The organism is Bradyrhizobium sp. USDA 4502, assembly GCF_054063355.1.
Genome location: NZ_JBSSGF010000001.1, coordinates 8579819 through 8595461, shown reverse-complemented (window position 1 = coordinate 8595461; position 15643 = coordinate 8579819). Strand labels below are relative to the sequence as shown.

16 protein-coding genes and 1 tRNA gene are annotated in these 15643 nt (G+C 63.7%); 7 read left to right on the top strand and 10 right to left on the bottom strand.

What is annotated here, in order from left to right; genetic code table 11:
* Positions 1–7: 7 nt before the first annotated feature.
* The 5 genes from ACVW1B_RS40085 to ACVW1B_RS40065 form a co-directional block, all read right to left on the bottom strand.
* The gene (locus tag ACVW1B_RS40085; protein WP_051003131.1) at positions 8–745 is read right to left on the bottom strand and encodes a sulfite exporter TauE/SafE family protein; all 738 of its coding nucleotides are present in this window, start codon (positions 743–745) and stop codon (positions 8–10) included.
* 216 nt (positions 746–961) lie between these two features.
* The gene (locus ACVW1B_RS40080; RefSeq protein ID WP_456777804.1) at positions 962–1684 is read right to left on the bottom strand and encodes an LrgB family protein; all 723 of its coding nucleotides are present in this window, start codon (positions 1682–1684) and stop codon (positions 962–964) included.
* Positions 1681–2067 (bottom strand): CidA/LrgA family protein, encoded by a 387-nt coding sequence (locus ACVW1B_RS40075; protein WP_018269670.1) that lies wholly within the window; start codon positions 2065–2067, stop codon positions 1681–1683. Before ACVW1B_RS40075 ends, ACVW1B_RS40080 begins: the two co-directional genes overlap by 4 nt.
* A gap of 457 nt (positions 2068–2524) precedes the next feature.
* Complete coding sequence (locus ACVW1B_RS40070) at positions 2525–3004, bottom strand: PaaI family thioesterase (RefSeq protein ID WP_253604580.1); 480 nt, start codon at positions 3002–3004, stop codon at positions 2525–2527.
* Between the two features lie 5 nt (positions 3005–3009).
* Positions 3010–3444: an acyl-CoA thioesterase gene (locus ACVW1B_RS40065; RefSeq protein WP_253604581.1), complete on the bottom strand. Its 435-nt coding sequence runs from the start codon at positions 3442–3444 to the stop codon at positions 3010–3012.
* A 181-nt stretch (positions 3445–3625) separates the two neighbouring features.
* Between ACVW1B_RS40065 and ACVW1B_RS40060 the strand changes: the two genes are divergently transcribed.
* Positions 3626–4183, top strand: coding sequence for a TetR/AcrR family transcriptional regulator (locus ACVW1B_RS40060; RefSeq protein WP_028342569.1), 558 nt, complete (start codon positions 3626–3628; stop codon positions 4181–4183).
* Between the two features lie 81 nt (positions 4184–4264).
* On the opposite strand, the gene ACVW1B_RS40055 is transcribed toward ACVW1B_RS40060, so the two are convergent.
* Complete coding sequence (locus tag ACVW1B_RS40055; RefSeq protein WP_310882955.1) at positions 4265–4750, bottom strand: hypothetical protein; 486 nt, start codon at positions 4748–4750, stop codon at positions 4265–4267.
* A 208-nt stretch (positions 4751–4958) separates the two neighbouring features.
* Here ACVW1B_RS40055 and ACVW1B_RS40050 point away from each other — a divergent pair, with 208 nt between their 5' ends.
* Positions 4959–5240, top strand: coding sequence for a PsiF family protein (locus ACVW1B_RS40050; RefSeq protein WP_168857374.1), 282 nt, complete (start codon positions 4959–4961; stop codon positions 5238–5240).
* A gap of 327 nt (positions 5241–5567) precedes the next feature.
* Complete coding sequence (locus tag ACVW1B_RS40045; RefSeq protein WP_456777805.1) at positions 5568–6653, top strand: AbrB family transcriptional regulator; 1086 nt, start codon at positions 5568–5570, stop codon at positions 6651–6653.
* Positions 6654–6859: 206 nt separating this feature from the next.
* Here ACVW1B_RS40045 and ACVW1B_RS40040 read toward each other — a convergent pair whose 3' ends face one another.
* Positions 6860–7432, bottom strand: a complete 573-nt coding sequence (locus ACVW1B_RS40040) for a disulfide bond formation protein B (RefSeq protein WP_456777806.1) — start codon at positions 7430–7432, stop codon at positions 6860–6862.
* Between the two features lie 113 nt (positions 7433–7545).
* On the bottom strand, positions 7546–8154 hold the full coding sequence (locus tag ACVW1B_RS40035; protein WP_456822901.1) for an imm11 family protein: 609 nt from the start codon (positions 8152–8154) through the stop codon (positions 7546–7548).
* Between the two features lie 393 nt (positions 8155–8547).
* On the opposite strand from ACVW1B_RS40035, the gene ACVW1B_RS40030 reads away from it, so the two are divergent.
* A tRNA-Leu gene (locus ACVW1B_RS40030) sits at positions 8548–8632 on the top strand.
* Between the two features lie 134 nt (positions 8633–8766).
* Here ACVW1B_RS40030 and ACVW1B_RS40025 read toward each other — a convergent pair.
* A complete protein-coding gene (locus tag ACVW1B_RS40025) occupies positions 8767–10143 on the bottom strand; it encodes a SagB/ThcOx family dehydrogenase (protein WP_456823090.1) in 1377 nt (458 codons plus the stop codon).
* Between the two features lie 92 nt (positions 10144–10235).
* Positions 10236–12482, bottom strand: coding sequence for a TOMM precursor leader peptide-binding protein (locus tag ACVW1B_RS40020; RefSeq protein WP_456822900.1), 2247 nt, complete (start codon positions 12480–12482; stop codon positions 10236–10238).
* Positions 12483–13449: 967 nt separating this feature from the next.
* Between ACVW1B_RS40020 and ACVW1B_RS40015 the strand changes: the two genes are divergently transcribed.
* From ACVW1B_RS40015 to ACVW1B_RS40005, 3 genes are all read left to right on the top strand, one after another.
* The gene (locus tag ACVW1B_RS40015; RefSeq protein ID WP_456777809.1) at positions 13450–14319 is read left to right on the top strand and encodes a VOC family protein; all 870 of its coding nucleotides are present in this window, start codon (positions 13450–13452) and stop codon (positions 14317–14319) included.
* A 654-nt stretch (positions 14320–14973) separates the two neighbouring features.
* Positions 14974–15225, top strand: a complete 252-nt coding sequence (locus ACVW1B_RS40010) for a C40 family peptidase (RefSeq protein WP_057016389.1) — start codon at positions 14974–14976, stop codon at positions 15223–15225.
* A 163-nt stretch (positions 15226–15388) separates the two neighbouring features.
* Entirely contained in the window at positions 15389–15643 is a 255-nt protein-coding gene (locus ACVW1B_RS40005) for a hypothetical protein (protein WP_141340215.1), read from the top strand.

Genomic DNA, 15643 nt, shown 5'->3' with positions numbered 1-15643 from the left:
TCTACGTTCAGGACACATTGATGTTACGCAGCAGCATATAGATCGCCACCACGATAATCACAGTCGCAAACACGATATTAAGCGCGCCGCGCCGTTCCGACAGGTGGCGGGCGCTGCTTGTGCCGAGAAGGCCGCCCGCGATGCCGCCGGCGACGAATAGCCCCGCCAGGCCCCACGACACCAGCCCGGACCACGCATAGCTCAGGGCCGTGGTCATGCCGAAGGCGGTGACGGCAACCAGCGAGGAACTGACCGCGTTCATGATCGGCATCCCGGTCGCCAGCATCAGCGCCGGCACGATCAAAAAGCCGCCGCCGATGCCGAAGAACCCCGACATGGTTCCGGTGGCAAGCCCGAGGCCGATGATCGCGGGCATGTTGGACATCGAGATCTTGACGTCGGTCAGCCCGACCCGCGCGCGATTCTTCAGCATCAGGCCCGCGATGACCAGCATCACCAGCGAGAACAGCGCGAGCAGCTTCTGCCCCTCCAGCATCTTGCCGAGGATCGAGCCGCCGAACGCGCCCAGCATGCCCGACAGCGCGAACACCAGCGCGCAGGACCAGATCACGGTGCCGCCGCGGGCGTGGTTGGAGAGATTGACCGCGGCGTTGGCGGCGACCGCGATCGCCGAGGTGCCGATCGCGACATGCGGCTCCGGCACGCCGACCACGTAGACCATCAACGGCACGGCAAGGATCGAGCCGCCGCCGCCGACCAGGCCCAGCGAAAAACCGACCAGCATGCCCGATGCCAGCCCAAGCACGCTTTGAGTTGCGGAGAAGACCAAGGGGAACAGACTCGCGTTTGAGCCGGCGACCCTAGAAGGATTTGCTGCTCAACGCCATACCAATAGCACAAAACTGCCCTGCAGCCGGACTCTCTATATCAGCATGATCTCCGCGCAAACGCGTTGCGTTTGTCGCGAGGGAAAACCGGTTCCCACTTTTCCGGATCATGCTCAGCGCAGCAGATATGTCACAGCCAGCGGCACCAGCAGCGAGGTGACCAGCGCATTCAGGCTCATCGCGATCCCGGCGAAGACACCGGCGACCTCGTCGACCTGGAAGGCGCGCGCGGTGCCGATGCCATGGGCGGCGATGCCCGCCGCAAAGCCGCGGGCGCGAAAGTCGGTGATGCCGGTGAAGTTCATCAGGGGCGTGACGATGATCGCCCCCATGATGCCGGTGAGGATCACCGACACTGCGGTCAGCGAGGGATCGGCATGCAGGGATTCGCTGATGCCCATCGCGACGCCGGCGGTGACCGATTTCGGCGCCAGCGACAGGATGACGTCGCGCGGCAGCCCGAACGCCTGCGCCAGCAGCACCACCGAGACGATCGCCGTCAGCGAGCCGATCGCGAGCGCAACCAGCATCGGCAGGATCGCCGCCGCGACCCGCCGGCGATTCTCGTAGAGCGGCACCGCGAGCGCCACCGTCGCCGGCCCGAGCAGGAAGTGCACGAACTGCGCACCGGCAAAATAGGTGGTGTAGGAGGTTCGGGTCAGCAGCAGGAACACGCCGATGATCCAAACCGAATGCAGCACGGGATTGGCGAGCGGGTGCCGCCTTGTCTTCAGCGACACCGCGTCGGCCGCCGCATAGATCAACAGCGTCACCGTCAGCCAGAGCAGCGGCGACTGCGAGAGATAGACCCAGAGCGAGAACGGATTGTCGTTCACGGCCTCTCCTCCTCGCGCGACAACAAACTGCTCGCCGCAACGAAGGTTGCAACCGTCGCCAGCAGGGTGACGATGACCGAAACCGCGAGGATCACCAGGACCGCGATGCCGTGCTCGGCGAGCAGATCGAGCTTCTGCACCACGCCGACGCCGGCCGGAATGAACAGCAGCGAGAGATTGGCGAGCATGCCGCGGCTCGCGCTCTCGACGCCGTCATCGCCGAGCGGCCCGCGCGCCAGCGCCGGAAAGCGGTCGCGCGCCAACAGCAGCAACAGCAGCAGCACGAGGCCAACCACCGGGCCCGGCACCGGTACCGCCAGCGCGCGCACGGCGACCTCGCCGACCAGCTGGCAGAGCAGGATCAGGCTGAGGCTGGCGATCATGGCAGGAAGCTCACGCGAGACATCCGCCTATCAGGTCGGTGTGGCGGGACCTTGTCAATGCGTGGGTCTTGGATGCATGCGCAGATCTTGGGCGCCGTCGCCTTCAAATCCGTCACACTTTCTCAGACCGTCATCCCCGCTTGTCGTCCCTGCGAAAGCAGGGACCCATAACCACCGCATTCGGTGATGACCGGGATCGTGGCCCCAGCCAGCGCAACAATTGAGATTCGGGGTAATGGGTCCTGGCTTTCGCCAGGACGACACGGGGTGTGTGGCGCGGCCTGCATCCACAATCGTCGTCCCTGCGAAAACAACCGCGCCTCGACCCGCTCAGCACCGTCATCCTGAGGCGCGAGCTCTTGCGAGCCTCGAAGGATGCACGGCCCGGACAAGCCCGCGCACTCCTTCGTCGTAACGATGGGGCCGTCGACCCTTCGAGACGCCGCTTTGCGGCTCCTCAGGGTGACGGAGATAGAGCTCCACCCGTCGGCGGCGACTCCCGCCGCGCCAGCGCCATCAGCGTTCCGCTCATGGTCGCGACCAGCGTCTCGACGCCGTCCTGGATCGCGTAGGCGCGGCCGTCGCAGACCGTCAGTGTGCGGCCGGGCTTGACCACGACGGCGCGGAACACGAATCGCTCGCCGCGGGCCGGCGCCAGCAGATTGGTCTTGAACTCCACGGTGAGGATGTCCGAACCGGCCGGCATCAGCGTGAAGGCGGCGATGCCGCAGGCATTGTCGAGGCCCGCGGTGATGATCCCGGCATGCACGAAGCCGTTCTGCTGGCAGAATTCCGGCGCATAGGGCATCGCGAGATCGACCTCGCCGGGCTCCATGCGCGCGATCGAGATACCAAGCGTCTGCATCGCGCGCTGGCGTGCGAACGTATCGGTCGCGACCGCACGGTAATCGGGATTCTTCGGTTCGAAACGCGGCATGGCGGTCACGCGATTGCGGGCTCGGACGGCACGAGATGCGGCATCGCCGCGTAGCGGATCGCCGGCGCGAACGGCGTCGATCTGCGCGCGGCACGGTCGATATGCACGGCCGCGATCTCGCAGGTCGCGGCGATCTCGCCGGTCTCCGCATTGCGCATCTCGTGCAGGATACGGATCGACTTGTCGCGGAACTCGACCAACCGGCTCTTGACCTCGACGAGGTCGCCGGCGAGCAGCTCGCGCTTGTAGGAGATGTTCTGTTGCACGGCGGCCATGCCTCGGCTGGACTCGCGCAGGTAGCTCGGCGTCAGGCCGAGCCGCGCGAACATGTTCCAGCTCGCCTCGTCGAACTTGCCGACATACCACATGACGTTCATGTGGCCGATATGGTCGCAGTGCCAGGGATAGACCGTGCCGCGATAGGTCGCCTCGCCCTCCATCGGATCCCTCCTTCGATTTTTGATACGGTAGCGTATCAAGGACGAAGCAGGCTAGCAATACGGTACCGTATCAAAGCATGATCCGGAAAAGTGCGAAGCGGTTTTCCGAAAAGGCCATGCACAAACAAGCGATTAATGCGTGATGACGATCCCATTGCGCATTATGATGCGCGGAGATCGCATGACTGAAAGCAAAGGCGACGTCTGGGTCGCGGCCGGCTTCGCCGAACTCGCGCATAGCGGGGTCGACGGCGTGCGGGTCGAGGTACTGGCGAAGAATCTCGGCGTCACCAAGGGCGGCTTCTACCGCCGCTTCAGGGATCGCGCCGCGTTGCTCGAGGCCATGCTGACGCGCTGGCGCGACGGCCGCATCGCATCGATCGAGAAGCACACCGCGCTCGACGGCGCCAGCGCGCGCGAGCGGCTGAAGGCGATCATCACGCTGTATTCGGAGCGCATGAACACCGAGGCGATGGCGGTCGAGCTCGCGATCCGGCAATGGGCGCGCACCGATGAGGCCGCCGCCGCCGCCGCCGCGAGCGTCGATGCCGCGCGGCTGAAGAATGTCGCCCAGCTCTATCGCGCCACCGGGCTGCCGACTGAAGAGGCCGATGCGCAGGCCTTCCTGTTCTACTGCTTCATCTTCGGCCAGAGCCTGCTGTTTCTCGAGCGCGGCCCGCGCAAGCGCGCGCAATTGCTGGCGCAGTCGGCGGACAAGCTGCTCACGGAAAACCCGTAGAGAGAGCTGCAGCCAATAGAGCCGGTGCAAACAGAAAGCGGCCGGCTTACGCCGGCCGCTCGCCAGACTCGGTCGGCTCGCTCAGGCGCCCTTCAGGCGCTTGTTGCATTCGCTGTAATAGCCACCGCCCTTCTGGATCCACTTCAGGCCGCCATTGCCGCCGGTGGCCTTGTTGGCGTTGTACTGGTCGACGCAGGTGTGCATGCGTCCCTTGCCTTCGGACTCCTTGGCGTATTTGGGATCGATGGCGTTCGGAAATACGGCGGGTCCTGCCGGCGCCGCCGGTGCCGCGGCGGGCGCCTGCTTGGCTTCCTTCGGCGCGGCCGGAGCGGGCGCGGCGGCTGCCGGCGGCGGAGCGGCGGGCGCCGCAGCCGGGGTCGCGTCGGCGCCGCACTGCGCCTTGCGGAAATCATTCCACTTCTGGCCGCCGAGGGTGCCGGCCGACTTGGCCGCCTGGTACTTGGCGCTGCATTCCTGCGCGGTCAGGGCCTGCGCCGGCGCGCTCGCCGCAAAGGCTGCAAAGCCCGACACCGCAAGCACGCACAACAATCTGATTTGAATGGTCATCGCTGGTCTCCCGTCATCCCTGGTTTCCCGTTGGTTTCCCGTGGGGAGCATTGGCGTAAGACCATTATCCTAGCGCAACCCCGACTTGCGACAACGCGCCTGCGCGCCTGCGCGTTAAAATATTGTGGCGGCGGGACCGCTGCATGTTCATCCACGGTTCAGCATCGTCGCGCGACGTTTCGGCCCTCTTTCCCTCACGAGGTGCCCCATGAAGACGATTTCCACGCTCGCGTCCGCAACCGCCCTGGCCTCCCTGCTGCTGATGGGCGGAGCTTTCGCGCAAACGGCCGCGCCCGCCGCCAAGGACGCCGCTCCGAAGGCCGAGACCAAGGCGCCGGCCGAGAAGAAGCCGCGCACCGCCGAGTCGCTGGAATGCTCGAAGGAAGCCGACGCCAAGGGGCTGCACGGCAAGGAGCGCAAGAAATTCCGCTCCGAGTGCAAGAAGGAGAAGTCGGGCGGCGCCGCCGCTGCGCCCGCGGCGACGAAGTAAACATCCGGGCAGGTTTGATGCGATTCGCTCTCCCCATCGGGGAGGGCAGTCGCAACTGCGCTCGATCCCTCGACGAACCCGTGATGCCCGGCCTTGTGCCGGGCATCTACGTGTTGGATTGCGCGTGGGAAAGGCGTGGATGGCCGGGACACCTGCGCGAAGACGCGCTTCGCGCTTCTGCCCCGTCATGACGAATTTGTGGCGATACTGATCGCAATCCCCGGCCCGTTTCGAAGGGTGAAAATCTGTGCGCCAGGCGAGCCGGAGCGCAATGCTGCAATCGCGAGATGCATTTGTCGCGTTCACGCGAATTTGCCATAAGGCGGCGTGACCCTGATCCGCGCTTCGATGGCAACGGCCATTCCCGACCGCAGCAAAGTCCTGAACGGGCTCGAGACCCTCGTCATCGGCACCGTCGGCGGCTTGCTGTTTCTGTGGGCAGAATTGCCGGGCGGCCTGATCTCGGGGGCGATGGTCGCGGTCGCGATCGCCGCATTGGCCGGACGGCCGCTCGCGGTGCCGGCGGTGCTGACGCAATCGGTGCTGCTGTTGCTCGGCATCTCCCTGGGCTCGCTGATGTCACAGCAATTGCTGCAGCACGTGAGCTCCTATCCGCTCACCATCGGCCTGCTGGCGCTGGCGACGTTCTGCTCGACCTTCGGCTCGAGCCTCTATCTGCAACGCATCCATGGCTGGGACCAGACCTCGGCTTTCCTTGCCGGCAGCCCGGGCGCGCTGTCGCAGATCACGATCCTCGCCGCGGAAAAGGGCGCCGACGTCGCGGCGATCGCGGTGGTGCAGACCATGCGCGTGATCATCTTGACCGCGGCGCTGCCGCTGGTGCTGGCGCTGACCGGGGTGACGCATGCAGCGCCGCCGCCATTGCCGACGACGGTCGCCTCGCCGTTCGGCCTCGTCGCGCTGGTCGCCTTATCGATCGGCGTCTCGCTGCTGCTGCGCTGGATCAAATTCCCCGCCAGCTGGATGTTCGGCGCGATGCTCGCCTCCAGCCTGCTGCACGGCTCCGGGCTGGTCGATGGCGGCCTGCCGCCCTGGCTCCGCAACGTCGCGCTGGTCGGCATCGGCGCCATCATCGGCACCCGCTTCGCGCGGATGAAGACCTCGACGCTGCTCAGTCACGTCAATGCCGGGCTCGGCTCGTTTGCGATTGCCATCCTGATCTCGGCCGTGTTCGTCGCGGTGATCGGCTTCACCACCCATGTGCGGCTCGCCGACGTCGTGGTCGCCTTCGCGCCGGGCGCGATGGACGCGATGCTGGCGCTGGCGTTGACGCTGCACATCGACCCGATCTTCGTCGGCGCGCATCATCTGTCGCGCTTCCTGTTCGTCACCATCTCGACGCCGGGCATCATCCATCTGTTCGGCCGGCCGCAGGACGACGTCGACGATTAGGCCCCCTTTGTCCCGTCATCCTGAGGAGCGCCACCGGGTCCGCGCGAAGCGCGGCCCGATGACAGGCTCCGCGCGTCTCGAAGGATGAACAGCCCGGCTGGTGCCCGTCCATGCGTCGAGAGGGCCGCTTCGCGGCCTCCTCCAGCGGCAAAGGCGAAGCCTTTGCGCGGGCATGACGGATAACGAGAAAACCGTACGGCCCGACCTCAGGCCCTCGCGGCCTTCATCACGCCCCAACCGGCGATCGCGGCCATCACGAGCGAGATCAGCACGTTGTAACCGGCCAGCGAGATGCCGAGGAAGCGCCACTGCACCTCGTCGCAGCGCACCACCTTCACCTTGTCGAGCTGGTCCAGCAGCGAGCCGGCCTTGCCGAAATCCACCATCGGGCCGGTGCAATCGGTCGGCCCCGGCCAGAACCCCCATTCGACACCGGCGTGATAGGTGCCGAGCCCGGCATTGGCGAGCGCGGCGAGGCCGAGGATCGCAAGGCCCGCGAGCAGCACCGGACGCGGCGCGCCGCGGGCGGCCGCGAGCGCCACCAGGGCGCCGAGCGGCACCGCGAGGTAATAGGCATAGCGCTGCTCGAGGCAGAGCGGACAAGGCATGATCTCCAGCACGAGCTGGAAGAACCAGGCGCCGGCCAGGGTCGCCGCCGCGATCACGGCAATCGCCAGCGACGAGGTCAGCGCCGGATTGCCGGCGGCGGAAGCATGCGACGGATGGGCGGTGGCAATCGTCACGTCGGTCCTCCGGGGAGCATCGTTCGGGAGGGTCATGGGCCCTGCTCCAAGGTCGTCGATTGCGGTCGTATCGCGTGAAAATACCGCTGTCGAGGCGCGGGACAATCACATCCGCGCGGGTTGACCGTGACGGCCGCCGTCCGCCGCGGTCAGATCGCGTTCAGTCGGTGATGCGTGGGAACGCGCAGGCCCCACTGGGTCATCGCCGCCTGCAGCTCATCGGAAAAGAAAAGGCTCGGATTGAGCAGCCTGCGTTCATGCCAGAGATGGGCGCCGACGCTGACACGCTTCAAGACCGTCAGACTGCCATAGCCCTTTTTCGTGGGATTGTTTGCAAAATACGCCGTCGATCCCTCCGACACCTGATGGACGGCGCTTTGTTCCGGCACGAAGCTGTCGATGTAACGGCGGACGATGATGCCGTAATACGGAACGGGGTAGTCCTTGCCCTTCGGCGTGGTGATCCGTAGCGGCCAGAACTGGTGCACGCCCGGCTCCAGCTTCTCGATGATCGCGTGCAAGGTTGCATCGACGGCACGGACGCCGTTGGTCAAATGCAGCAGCGATCCGAGCGATTTGCGTGAATCCTCCATCCTGAATTCCAACGGACGTTCGTGCGGCTCGAGCAGGCCACTGTCCTCCCTGAACTTGCGAGCCACCTCCCCGATGTAAGCGACGTGCCAGTCGTTCAGCGCCGCCCTTTGCTCCGCAGACATCTGCTCGTCGAAATATTGCTTGAGGCCTTCCTCCCAGCCCACATAGTCGCCGTTCGGGAAGAAGTCGCCGAATTGGCTGCGCTCGTTCCATCCCCACACCATGTTCAAGTGCCCCTTGCTTCAAGTGCCCCGTGCGTTCATCGAGATCGACGAACCGGACAATACCGTTACGCTCGCGCCTCCGTCTCGAAGTAGGTTGCCGCAGCCGCGGCCAGGCTTGGGGACGGTGGCAGCGGCTGCCGCCGCCGGGCAAACTCTTCCGTGACTGCCATACGGACGGCAACGGCCTTGCGTCGTCCTCGGGGTCACACCCACCGGAAATTCCGCTGCCGGGGCGCGGGACATCCCGCCCGCGCGGGTTGACCATGACGGGCCGCCCGCTATAGTCCGCCGCGCTTCGCGACCCCGGCCTTCCCGGCCGGGACCGTTGCGAATGCCCCTGTGGCGGAACTGGTAGACGCGCTCGACTCAAAATCGAGTTCCGCAAGGAGTGCTGGTTCGATTCCGGCCAGGGGCACCATTCAGCGCAGCCGTAGCCGACAAGCCATCCGCACGAAGGCTCGTCCCGGCGTAGCCCGAAGGGCGAAGCCGAATCCCGCCGCTGGGCGCCATTCGCGTGCGATCCAGGCCGTAAACATTCGAAAGACCTCCCCTTTAGCTAGAGGGGGCCGGTTTCCTGCCGCGTCCGAGCGCGAATTGACCGACCGGGCCCTCCACGTGGAATTCAAGCCCCGTCATTTTTGCAAACAGATCGATGTTGCAGGTGCCGATTGCGCAGCCACCAAGGCCCATGTCGGTCGCCGTCAGATAGAACGTCTGGATCAGGTTGCCGACGTCCTTCAGGATCAACGAATATGCGATTGAGCTGTATTTCCAGGAGATCCGCCCAAAGCGCGCGGCGATCGTGATCAAGACCTGCGGTGAACCGGATGCGTCCATGGCAAACTCGGCCGCCGTAGAAAGCGCTTGGAGTTGTTGGGCGGAGGTGTCGATCGCGACAAGCGCGTGGCTGCCCGCGTCATAGTGGTAAAGTCCACGTGCAAGCTCCCCGCAGTTCAAGACCGCCAAGTATAGTTCCAGCTCATACGCGCCGCCTGCCGACGGATAGGGTCTTGCGCTGTAGGTGACCTCGGGACCGCCGTCAAAATCTGCGCCGATCTTCCATTCCGACAGCACGCGGGCTGTCGTGTCGAGAAACTGCGCGAGCTCGGCGAGCGTGACCGGATGCTGGTCGTCGAAATCTCGTATTGAATGGCGTTCGCGCAACAGCTTCGCGAAGTGCGAGACCGACCCCGACGTGGAGAATTTGCCGAGGTCGATCTTCTTGCCGGGCCAAGGCGGGCGCACCGCGGGTAGCGGTGGAACGACGCCCGCATGGGTGAACGCGCCGCCAACTGGATTGGTGTGCCGGCCCTCCGTGCTCCGCGTATGAAACACGAGATCGTGGAAGTCCCAGAGAACGAGATTGCCGTCGCCTTCATTCACCCGAAGGCCGTCGCCGTCTTTCGCATTGAGCTTGATCAGCATCTTGCTGTCGAGCAGCAATCCGAGCAGATCGAGGTTGGCGGAGGCCGCATGGCGGCGAAGCTTGCTGATCTTCTGAGGCCGCGACAGGGCAGCGAGGGTGGCAGCGATGGCGGGATCGAAAATCCGAAACAGCGCGCCGGCGCGCGGCGATTCCAGCACCATCTCGCTGCCGCGCCGGCGTAGATAAGCGAAGCGCGACAGCACAATGGTATCACCGTTCCCCAGCTTTGCACGTTGTGGCCAGTATTCGGCGACCTGCGGCTCGATGACCACAAGGTCTTGCTCGTCACGCGGAGAGTATAGGCGGTATTCGAGAAGTCCGTGCCCTGCCAGTCGCCGCACGAGGGCATGAACCTGCCTCGCGAGGACGCCTTTGCCCGCAAAGGAGGCGAGCGGCAGGCCGCTGGTGAGATGTCCCGCACGGTCGACCGCTGCCGCACTGAATTGTCCCAGATTGATCGAGTAGCCGCCCAAGCCTGCAGCGATGCTTCCGTCCGCCTGCATGTGAAGGGAGCAACGACCGTTCAATCGGGCGACGATGACGGGTGCGATCTTCCTGAGCTTCGTTTTCCGGAAGTTGCGCAACGAGCCAGCCTTCAGGTGTGTGGAAGGAATGGCGTGAGCTCGCTTTCCAGTCGCGGACGATTCAGCAATCCGAGCTTCATCGGAACATCGTAAAGTCGGCCGGGCGCGAAGCGGCGATAGAAATGTCGCAACCCCGGAACGAGCACTCTGACGACGGGCACCTGGACATCGGGCCGCGTCTGGTCGAGCACGAGGAAATCAAATCCCGCGCCGGTGGCAATCTCGATGCAGGCATTGACCTGGTCGCGCGCGTTGTCGTGAACCTTGAGGCTCGGCGCCGACGGCACGATCGGATTGTCGCTGGGGATCAGGAACGGATAATCGTCCAGTCGCAGCGGCGTGACACCGTCCAGCGTCGGCTTCTCGCCACTTCCGCCGCCCATCATGCCAATCGACATGAACTGGGTCAGTTCGGTGAGGGAACGCAGCAGGGCTATGCGGCGATCGAAATGTGAGCCGGAACCGAATTCGATATTTTCGTGTCCGTTCTGCATCCAATGGATGATCGCCACGTAAGAGGGAATACCGAGATCGCTGGTGATGTCGAGCACCCAAAGCCTGCGCCCCGCATCGGCAAGCTGGGCTTGCAGATCCCGCACATAGGGATCTTCGAATTGCGCGAGGTCGACTTCTGCACGTTGCAGCCGGTTGTACCACCAGATCGCGTAGGCGTCGCGTTCGACCAGTTCGAGGAAGCCTTGAACGATGGCTTCCTCCCGGGTGTTGCCGGCCGCGCATCCGTTGGAATCCGTGTGGAAGCCGCCATAGAAGAAGTACAAGAGGCCCGTTGGAAGATGTTTGAAACGCTTGTCCCGTAACGACCAGACCGGCGACCACTCCGTCTTGGTCGAGGGATCGAGCGGCTCAGGCACCAGATGTGAATCGTCCGGCTGCGAGGTATGTCTGTTTTGAAACTGCGCGTTGCTGAAAAGCTGTACTTCGTTGGGAAGAAGAGCGGCGCCGGGAGCGAAATCGACAAAGCGGCGCTTCGTCCTGATCTCGTCGCCCTGGAAAATACCCGAATAGCGCTCGATCGCCTCCATCAACGCGCTGGCCTCGCCCTGCTCGGCTGTGGAGCCCTTGCCGAAGCTGCCGCCGCTCAATCCGGATCTGAGCTGGTCGACGTTCCAGGCCGGCGCCGAGAAATTGTGGTAGGCGAAAAAGTTCGTGTTCATCGGCAGATCGGCCTCGATCCGCTCGAGCCGCGAGACGACGCCGGTCAGCGGACTGACGTGCTTGCGGAACCGTGCTACGGTGGCTCGCGACGTCACGGCGCGGTAACCGCCGCTGGTCATGACGAGCTTTCCGCCCTCCGCGATCTCGATCGGCGCTGCCGCCCGGCGCGGACTCTGCAGCTTCCTGCTGCCGCAGGTAGGACACTGCGGGCGTCGCGCGACGTAATGCTTGGCAATGACGGCACCGGTCAGGTCGAAGCTTGCGATGTGATCGCGCAGATCGGTACGAAATCCCGAGGCAATCGCTTTTGCAATTTCAACAGCAGCGAAGTGGATGCCGATCTGTCCGACGGCGTCGCCGACCAGGGGCGATACGGCGACCACCTGCGCCGCTCTGCGATCGAGAAATCCCTTGATCTCCCGATTGCGTATCATGCGATCGAACAGGCAAGTCCAGCAGGCGCTCTCGCCCGGCTTGAACACGGGTCCCACCAGCGGAAACACGCCGGACGGCTGCGCCAGCAGCCAGGGCGTCCCATCGCCAAAGCGCTTTCCGTTCAATTCGACGAGCCGCCGGTCAAGATAGTCGTTCGCCAGTGTGATCGTGAGCTTGGGCGACCGCTTGGTGATCCGAACACCGAGCTTGCTCAAGGCCGCGGCAAGTTCGTTGGCGCCTTTGACATCGATGGCTTCGACCCGCACGGGGCAATCGCGGAGATTCTGTTTTGCGACCTCTGGGGGCAGGCCGAGACTCGCCCAATATCCATCGACGGCGCCTGCGAACGCGTGCGGCGCTCCGCTTACGACATATCGGCGCTCCAGCAGCCGCCTGATCGCTTCCTCGATCTTGTCGGCGGGAAAATTCTTTGAGAGCTGCCGAACGATCTCTGGTGCAGCCTTACCATTTTTGCCGATCGCCGCGGCCACCGCACAATAGAGATCACCATGCAGGAAGAATTTGCGGTTCTCGGAGTAGAGGCAGACCACATCGGGAGGAATCACATAAGCGGTAAAGTTCGGCGCGAATCGCAAAATGCCCTTGCGGCTCTGCCTCGCGGTGCGGCTCTTGCCATTGACTGTCATCGGGGCGGCACGCTGATCCTGTTGCAGTCACTTCCGATCGCCGGAGCGCGGCAAACCATGGCATTGCGCGACTTGTGCGCCGCGTTCGGCCACCGGCATTCTGCGAGCAATTTGGATCACACTCGCCCACCGTCGGCAAGCTGATCAGCCAGGCGCGGCGAATGTATAACGAAAGCAAAAAATTGGCCGGGTCGTTCGGGCGCCCGGCCAATGAAATCGCGACGTGCCGACGCCCAGTCAGTGAGCGCTAGCACCAGCGGCAGCGGCCCCAGGATGCACAGCAGCCTGCGCATGAGACCAATGGCACGCCTACGCCGATCCAACCAACGCCGCAGCCGCCACATCCACCGCAACCGACACCGCAGCGGCAGCCTCTGCAGGCCCTGCATCCTCCGCAACCCCTGCAGCCTCCGCAACCTCTGGCGCCTCCGCAGCCACGGCAACCACCGCATCCCCGCGCGAGCAGCACGCGGCCTCCGACGCTTTCATCGTCGATGAGATTGAGGTGGAAGGTGGCGAGACTGACGTCGGCGAGTTCTTCCTCACTGAGCGTCGTCATATGGCCCGGCGCGAAGTTCGGCTTGTGTTGAACGTCGCCGGAGGGCACGGCGGAGGCATATGCGCTGCCCGCGAGCGAAAAAGTCAGACCGGCTAATCCCAGCGCCGGTACCGCGGCGTTGGTCGTTCGCTTCTTTCTCGAAGCTTGCTTCGCCCGCTGCATGGCCGCATCCTCCAAGTTTGGAAGAAAGGACTTCCGAAGCACGATCTTACGCCGAGCGAACGAGGCAGACAAGAATTACGGTATACACAAAATGTAATAGAGCTCGTTCTGATTGCATTCATCTTCATGAACGATATCGCGCAATTTGGTCGATTAAATCGACAATCCGCGCCCGTGGAGCGGATTGCAACGGGTGCAATTTGATGCAGTGCGCAATCGTCGGCCCGCTTGAACGGGGAAATTAGCTTGGTCGATCAACTCGGACGCTTCGCCTGGTATGAGTTGCTGACGACGGACATGCCGGCAGCAGCTGATTTTTATGGCAAGGTCATCGGCTGGGCGGTGGAAGATGCGTCGACTCCGGAATTCGCCTATACGCTGCTTACTGCAGGCGACGCCCCGGCAGTTGGACTCATGCATCTCCCGGAAGAGGGGCTGCGATTGGGAGCGAGGCCGAGATGGGTCGGCTACATCGCCGTCGATGACGTGGATGCGAAAGCCGTGCAGATCCGCCGTCGTGGGGGCGCCATTCTGGTAACGCCGACCGCCAGCAATATTGGCCGAATTTCGGTGGTCGCCGATCCGCAAGGAGCGACGTTTGCACTGGTTTCCGGGCTGACATATGGCCAACGGCAACCCAGCGGATTGGACGAGCCTGGACGCGTGGGCTGGCACGAGTTGCTGGCTGAAGACCGGAACAAGATCTTCCCGTTTTACGGCGAGCTTCTTGGCTGGCAGAAGGCTCACGCTGAAACCGGGCCGGCCGACCTGTACGAATTGTTTTCGGCGGCCGGCCAGACGATCGGCGGAATGCTCACCAAACTTCCGAGCGTATCGCAACCCTGCTGGCTCTATTACTTCAATGTCGACGACATCGGTGCGGCTGCCAAGCGCGTTGATGCTGGCGGGGGCCGGGTCCTCCAAGGTCCAATCGAGTTGCCCGACGGTTGCTGGATCTTGCGATGTGCCGATCCCCAAGGGGCTCTATTTGCGCTACAGGGAGCTTGGGATCAGAAAGGCATTGAGCGACCCTCCGCCTCGGAACTCAATTGGTCCGCCAGGTGGGGTGATGTCGCTTCGCAGGGCAAATTGGTCCTTCACAAGACCAAGCGATAGGTCGGAAACGTGTCGACCTTGTCCGCAGCAGAATTATACAGGTATTTAAATTAGGTAGATTGCGCATTTGTATTCTGAATGGTGCACCACGCTTCGCCTTTGCAGGCTTCGCGTGGCGCGGCCGCGAAGCCTGCAAGGGCGAAGCGTGTCCGGCGAAGCTCGAGCAACGCGAAAGCGAAGACGGACTGTTTACAATCACCACACCGCACTGACTCACGATCGGCAGCCGATCCTAGGCTGGCCGGCTCGACAACGCGTCGCTGTCCGAGAGCACAACCGCGGTGATCAAATTAGCAGCCATTGCGCGGACCAAGCCTGACGTCTTCGGCAGTGTCGCGGCCGCCTGACGGGACGTACCGGCCATATTTTGGCCATAGCCCGTTTCTTAAACGCCTGCGCGGGCCATGCCCCGCCTTCGTTATGCGTCGCCTGACCGATGCGGTCGCTTCGCAAGCCAATCGCAGATCATCGCTGCGCTTCCCCCCACAACATGGATGGTCTGCCAACAGCAAGAAGGACTTTGTAATGCGTAAACTTCTCGCCGCTGTGGCGGTTCTTTTGGCGTTCGCTTCAACTGCCGAAGCCCGCGGCCGTCACCATCACCATCGGCACTCTGCACATTCCGGTCGCCCAGCTGCGTGGTGCGGCTGGTTCATGCGCACCCAGGTCGGCAGCGATCCCGGTCCGCAATTCAATCTGGCCCGATCCTGGGCAAGCTACGGCACCAATGCCGGCGGCCCCTCGGTCGGCACCATCGTGGTTTGGCGTCACCACGTCGGCAAGATCGTGGGTCAGGAGAACGGCCAGTGGATCGTGCAGAGCGGCAACGACGGGCATGCCGTGCGCACGCGGCCGCGCTCGCTGGCCGGCGCCATCGCATTTCGAAATGCCTACGCTTCGTTCTAAAGCGCGATGAGATTGGGTCGAATCGTCATCGCGCTTTGGCCTCTTGTTTGAGCATGATCTTTTCGGAAGACCGCTGCGCACTTTTCCGGGTGATGCTTTAGGGAACCTCGACGCTTCAGCTGACATGCGAGCTTGCGACAGCCGGGCGGTATACGAACCGTTCATGATCGCACCTTACGCTGCAGCAGGGTTTCGCCCTGAAGCCCTCAGACGGGCGCCGTCATCTGTGTTGACCAGATGGCGGCGCCTTTTTCAGGAGCCAATTGGCTTGCCCCAGAAGTCGAAAAAAGTTGCGACGGCCGCTCAGACTGTTTCTTACTGGTCGGCCGCTTACGTCAGTCTCTGCAATGGCGTGACGGTTTTCGCTGTGACCGGCGGCGTGCTCGGGTTTCTGCTGGTCGCCAAGCACTATCTGTGA

Bases quoted from the DNA above. Each gene is read 5' to 3' on its own strand.
- ACVW1B_RS40085 (WP_051003131.1), bottom strand. From the start codon at position 745: ATGCTGGTCGGTTTTTCGCTGGGCCTGGTCGGCGGCGGCGGCTCGATC.
- ACVW1B_RS40075 (WP_018269670.1), bottom strand. From the start codon at position 2,067: ATGATCGCCAGCCTCAGCCTGATCCTGCTCTGCCAGCTGGTCGGCGAG.
- ACVW1B_RS40070 (WP_253604580.1), bottom strand. From the start codon at position 3,004: ATGCCGCGTTTCGAACCGAAGAATCCCGATTACCGTGCGGTCGCGACC.
- ACVW1B_RS40065 (WP_253604581.1), bottom strand. From the start codon at position 3,444: ATGGAGGGCGAGGCGACCTATCGCGGCACGGTCTATCCCTGGCACTGC.
- ACVW1B_RS40060 (WP_028342569.1), top strand. From the start codon at position 3,626: ATGACTGAAAGCAAAGGCGACGTCTGGGTCGCGGCCGGCTTCGCCGAA.
- ACVW1B_RS40055 (WP_310882955.1), bottom strand. From the start codon at position 4,750: ATGACCATTCAAATCAGATTGTTGTGCGTGCTTGCGGTGTCGGGCTTT.
- ACVW1B_RS40050 (WP_168857374.1), top strand. From the start codon at position 4,959: ATGAAGACGATTTCCACGCTCGCGTCCGCAACCGCCCTGGCCTCCCTG.
- ACVW1B_RS40040 (WP_456777806.1), bottom strand. From the start codon at position 7,432: ATGACCCTCCCGAACGATGCTCCCCGGAGGACCGACGTGACGATTGCC.
- ACVW1B_RS40025 (WP_456823090.1), bottom strand. From the start codon at position 10,143: ATGCAGGCGGACGGAAGCATCGCTGCAGGCTTGGGCGGCTACTCGATC.
- ACVW1B_RS40020 (WP_456822900.1), bottom strand. From the start codon at position 12,482: ATGACAGTCAATGGCAAGAGCCGCACCGCGAGGCAGAGCCGCAAGGGC.
- ACVW1B_RS40010 (WP_057016389.1), top strand. From the start codon at position 14,974: ATGCGCACCCAGGTCGGCAGCGATCCCGGTCCGCAATTCAATCTGGCC.
- ACVW1B_RS40005 (WP_141340215.1), top strand. From the start codon at position 15,389: ATGATCGCACCTTACGCTGCAGCAGGGTTTCGCCCTGAAGCCCTCAGA.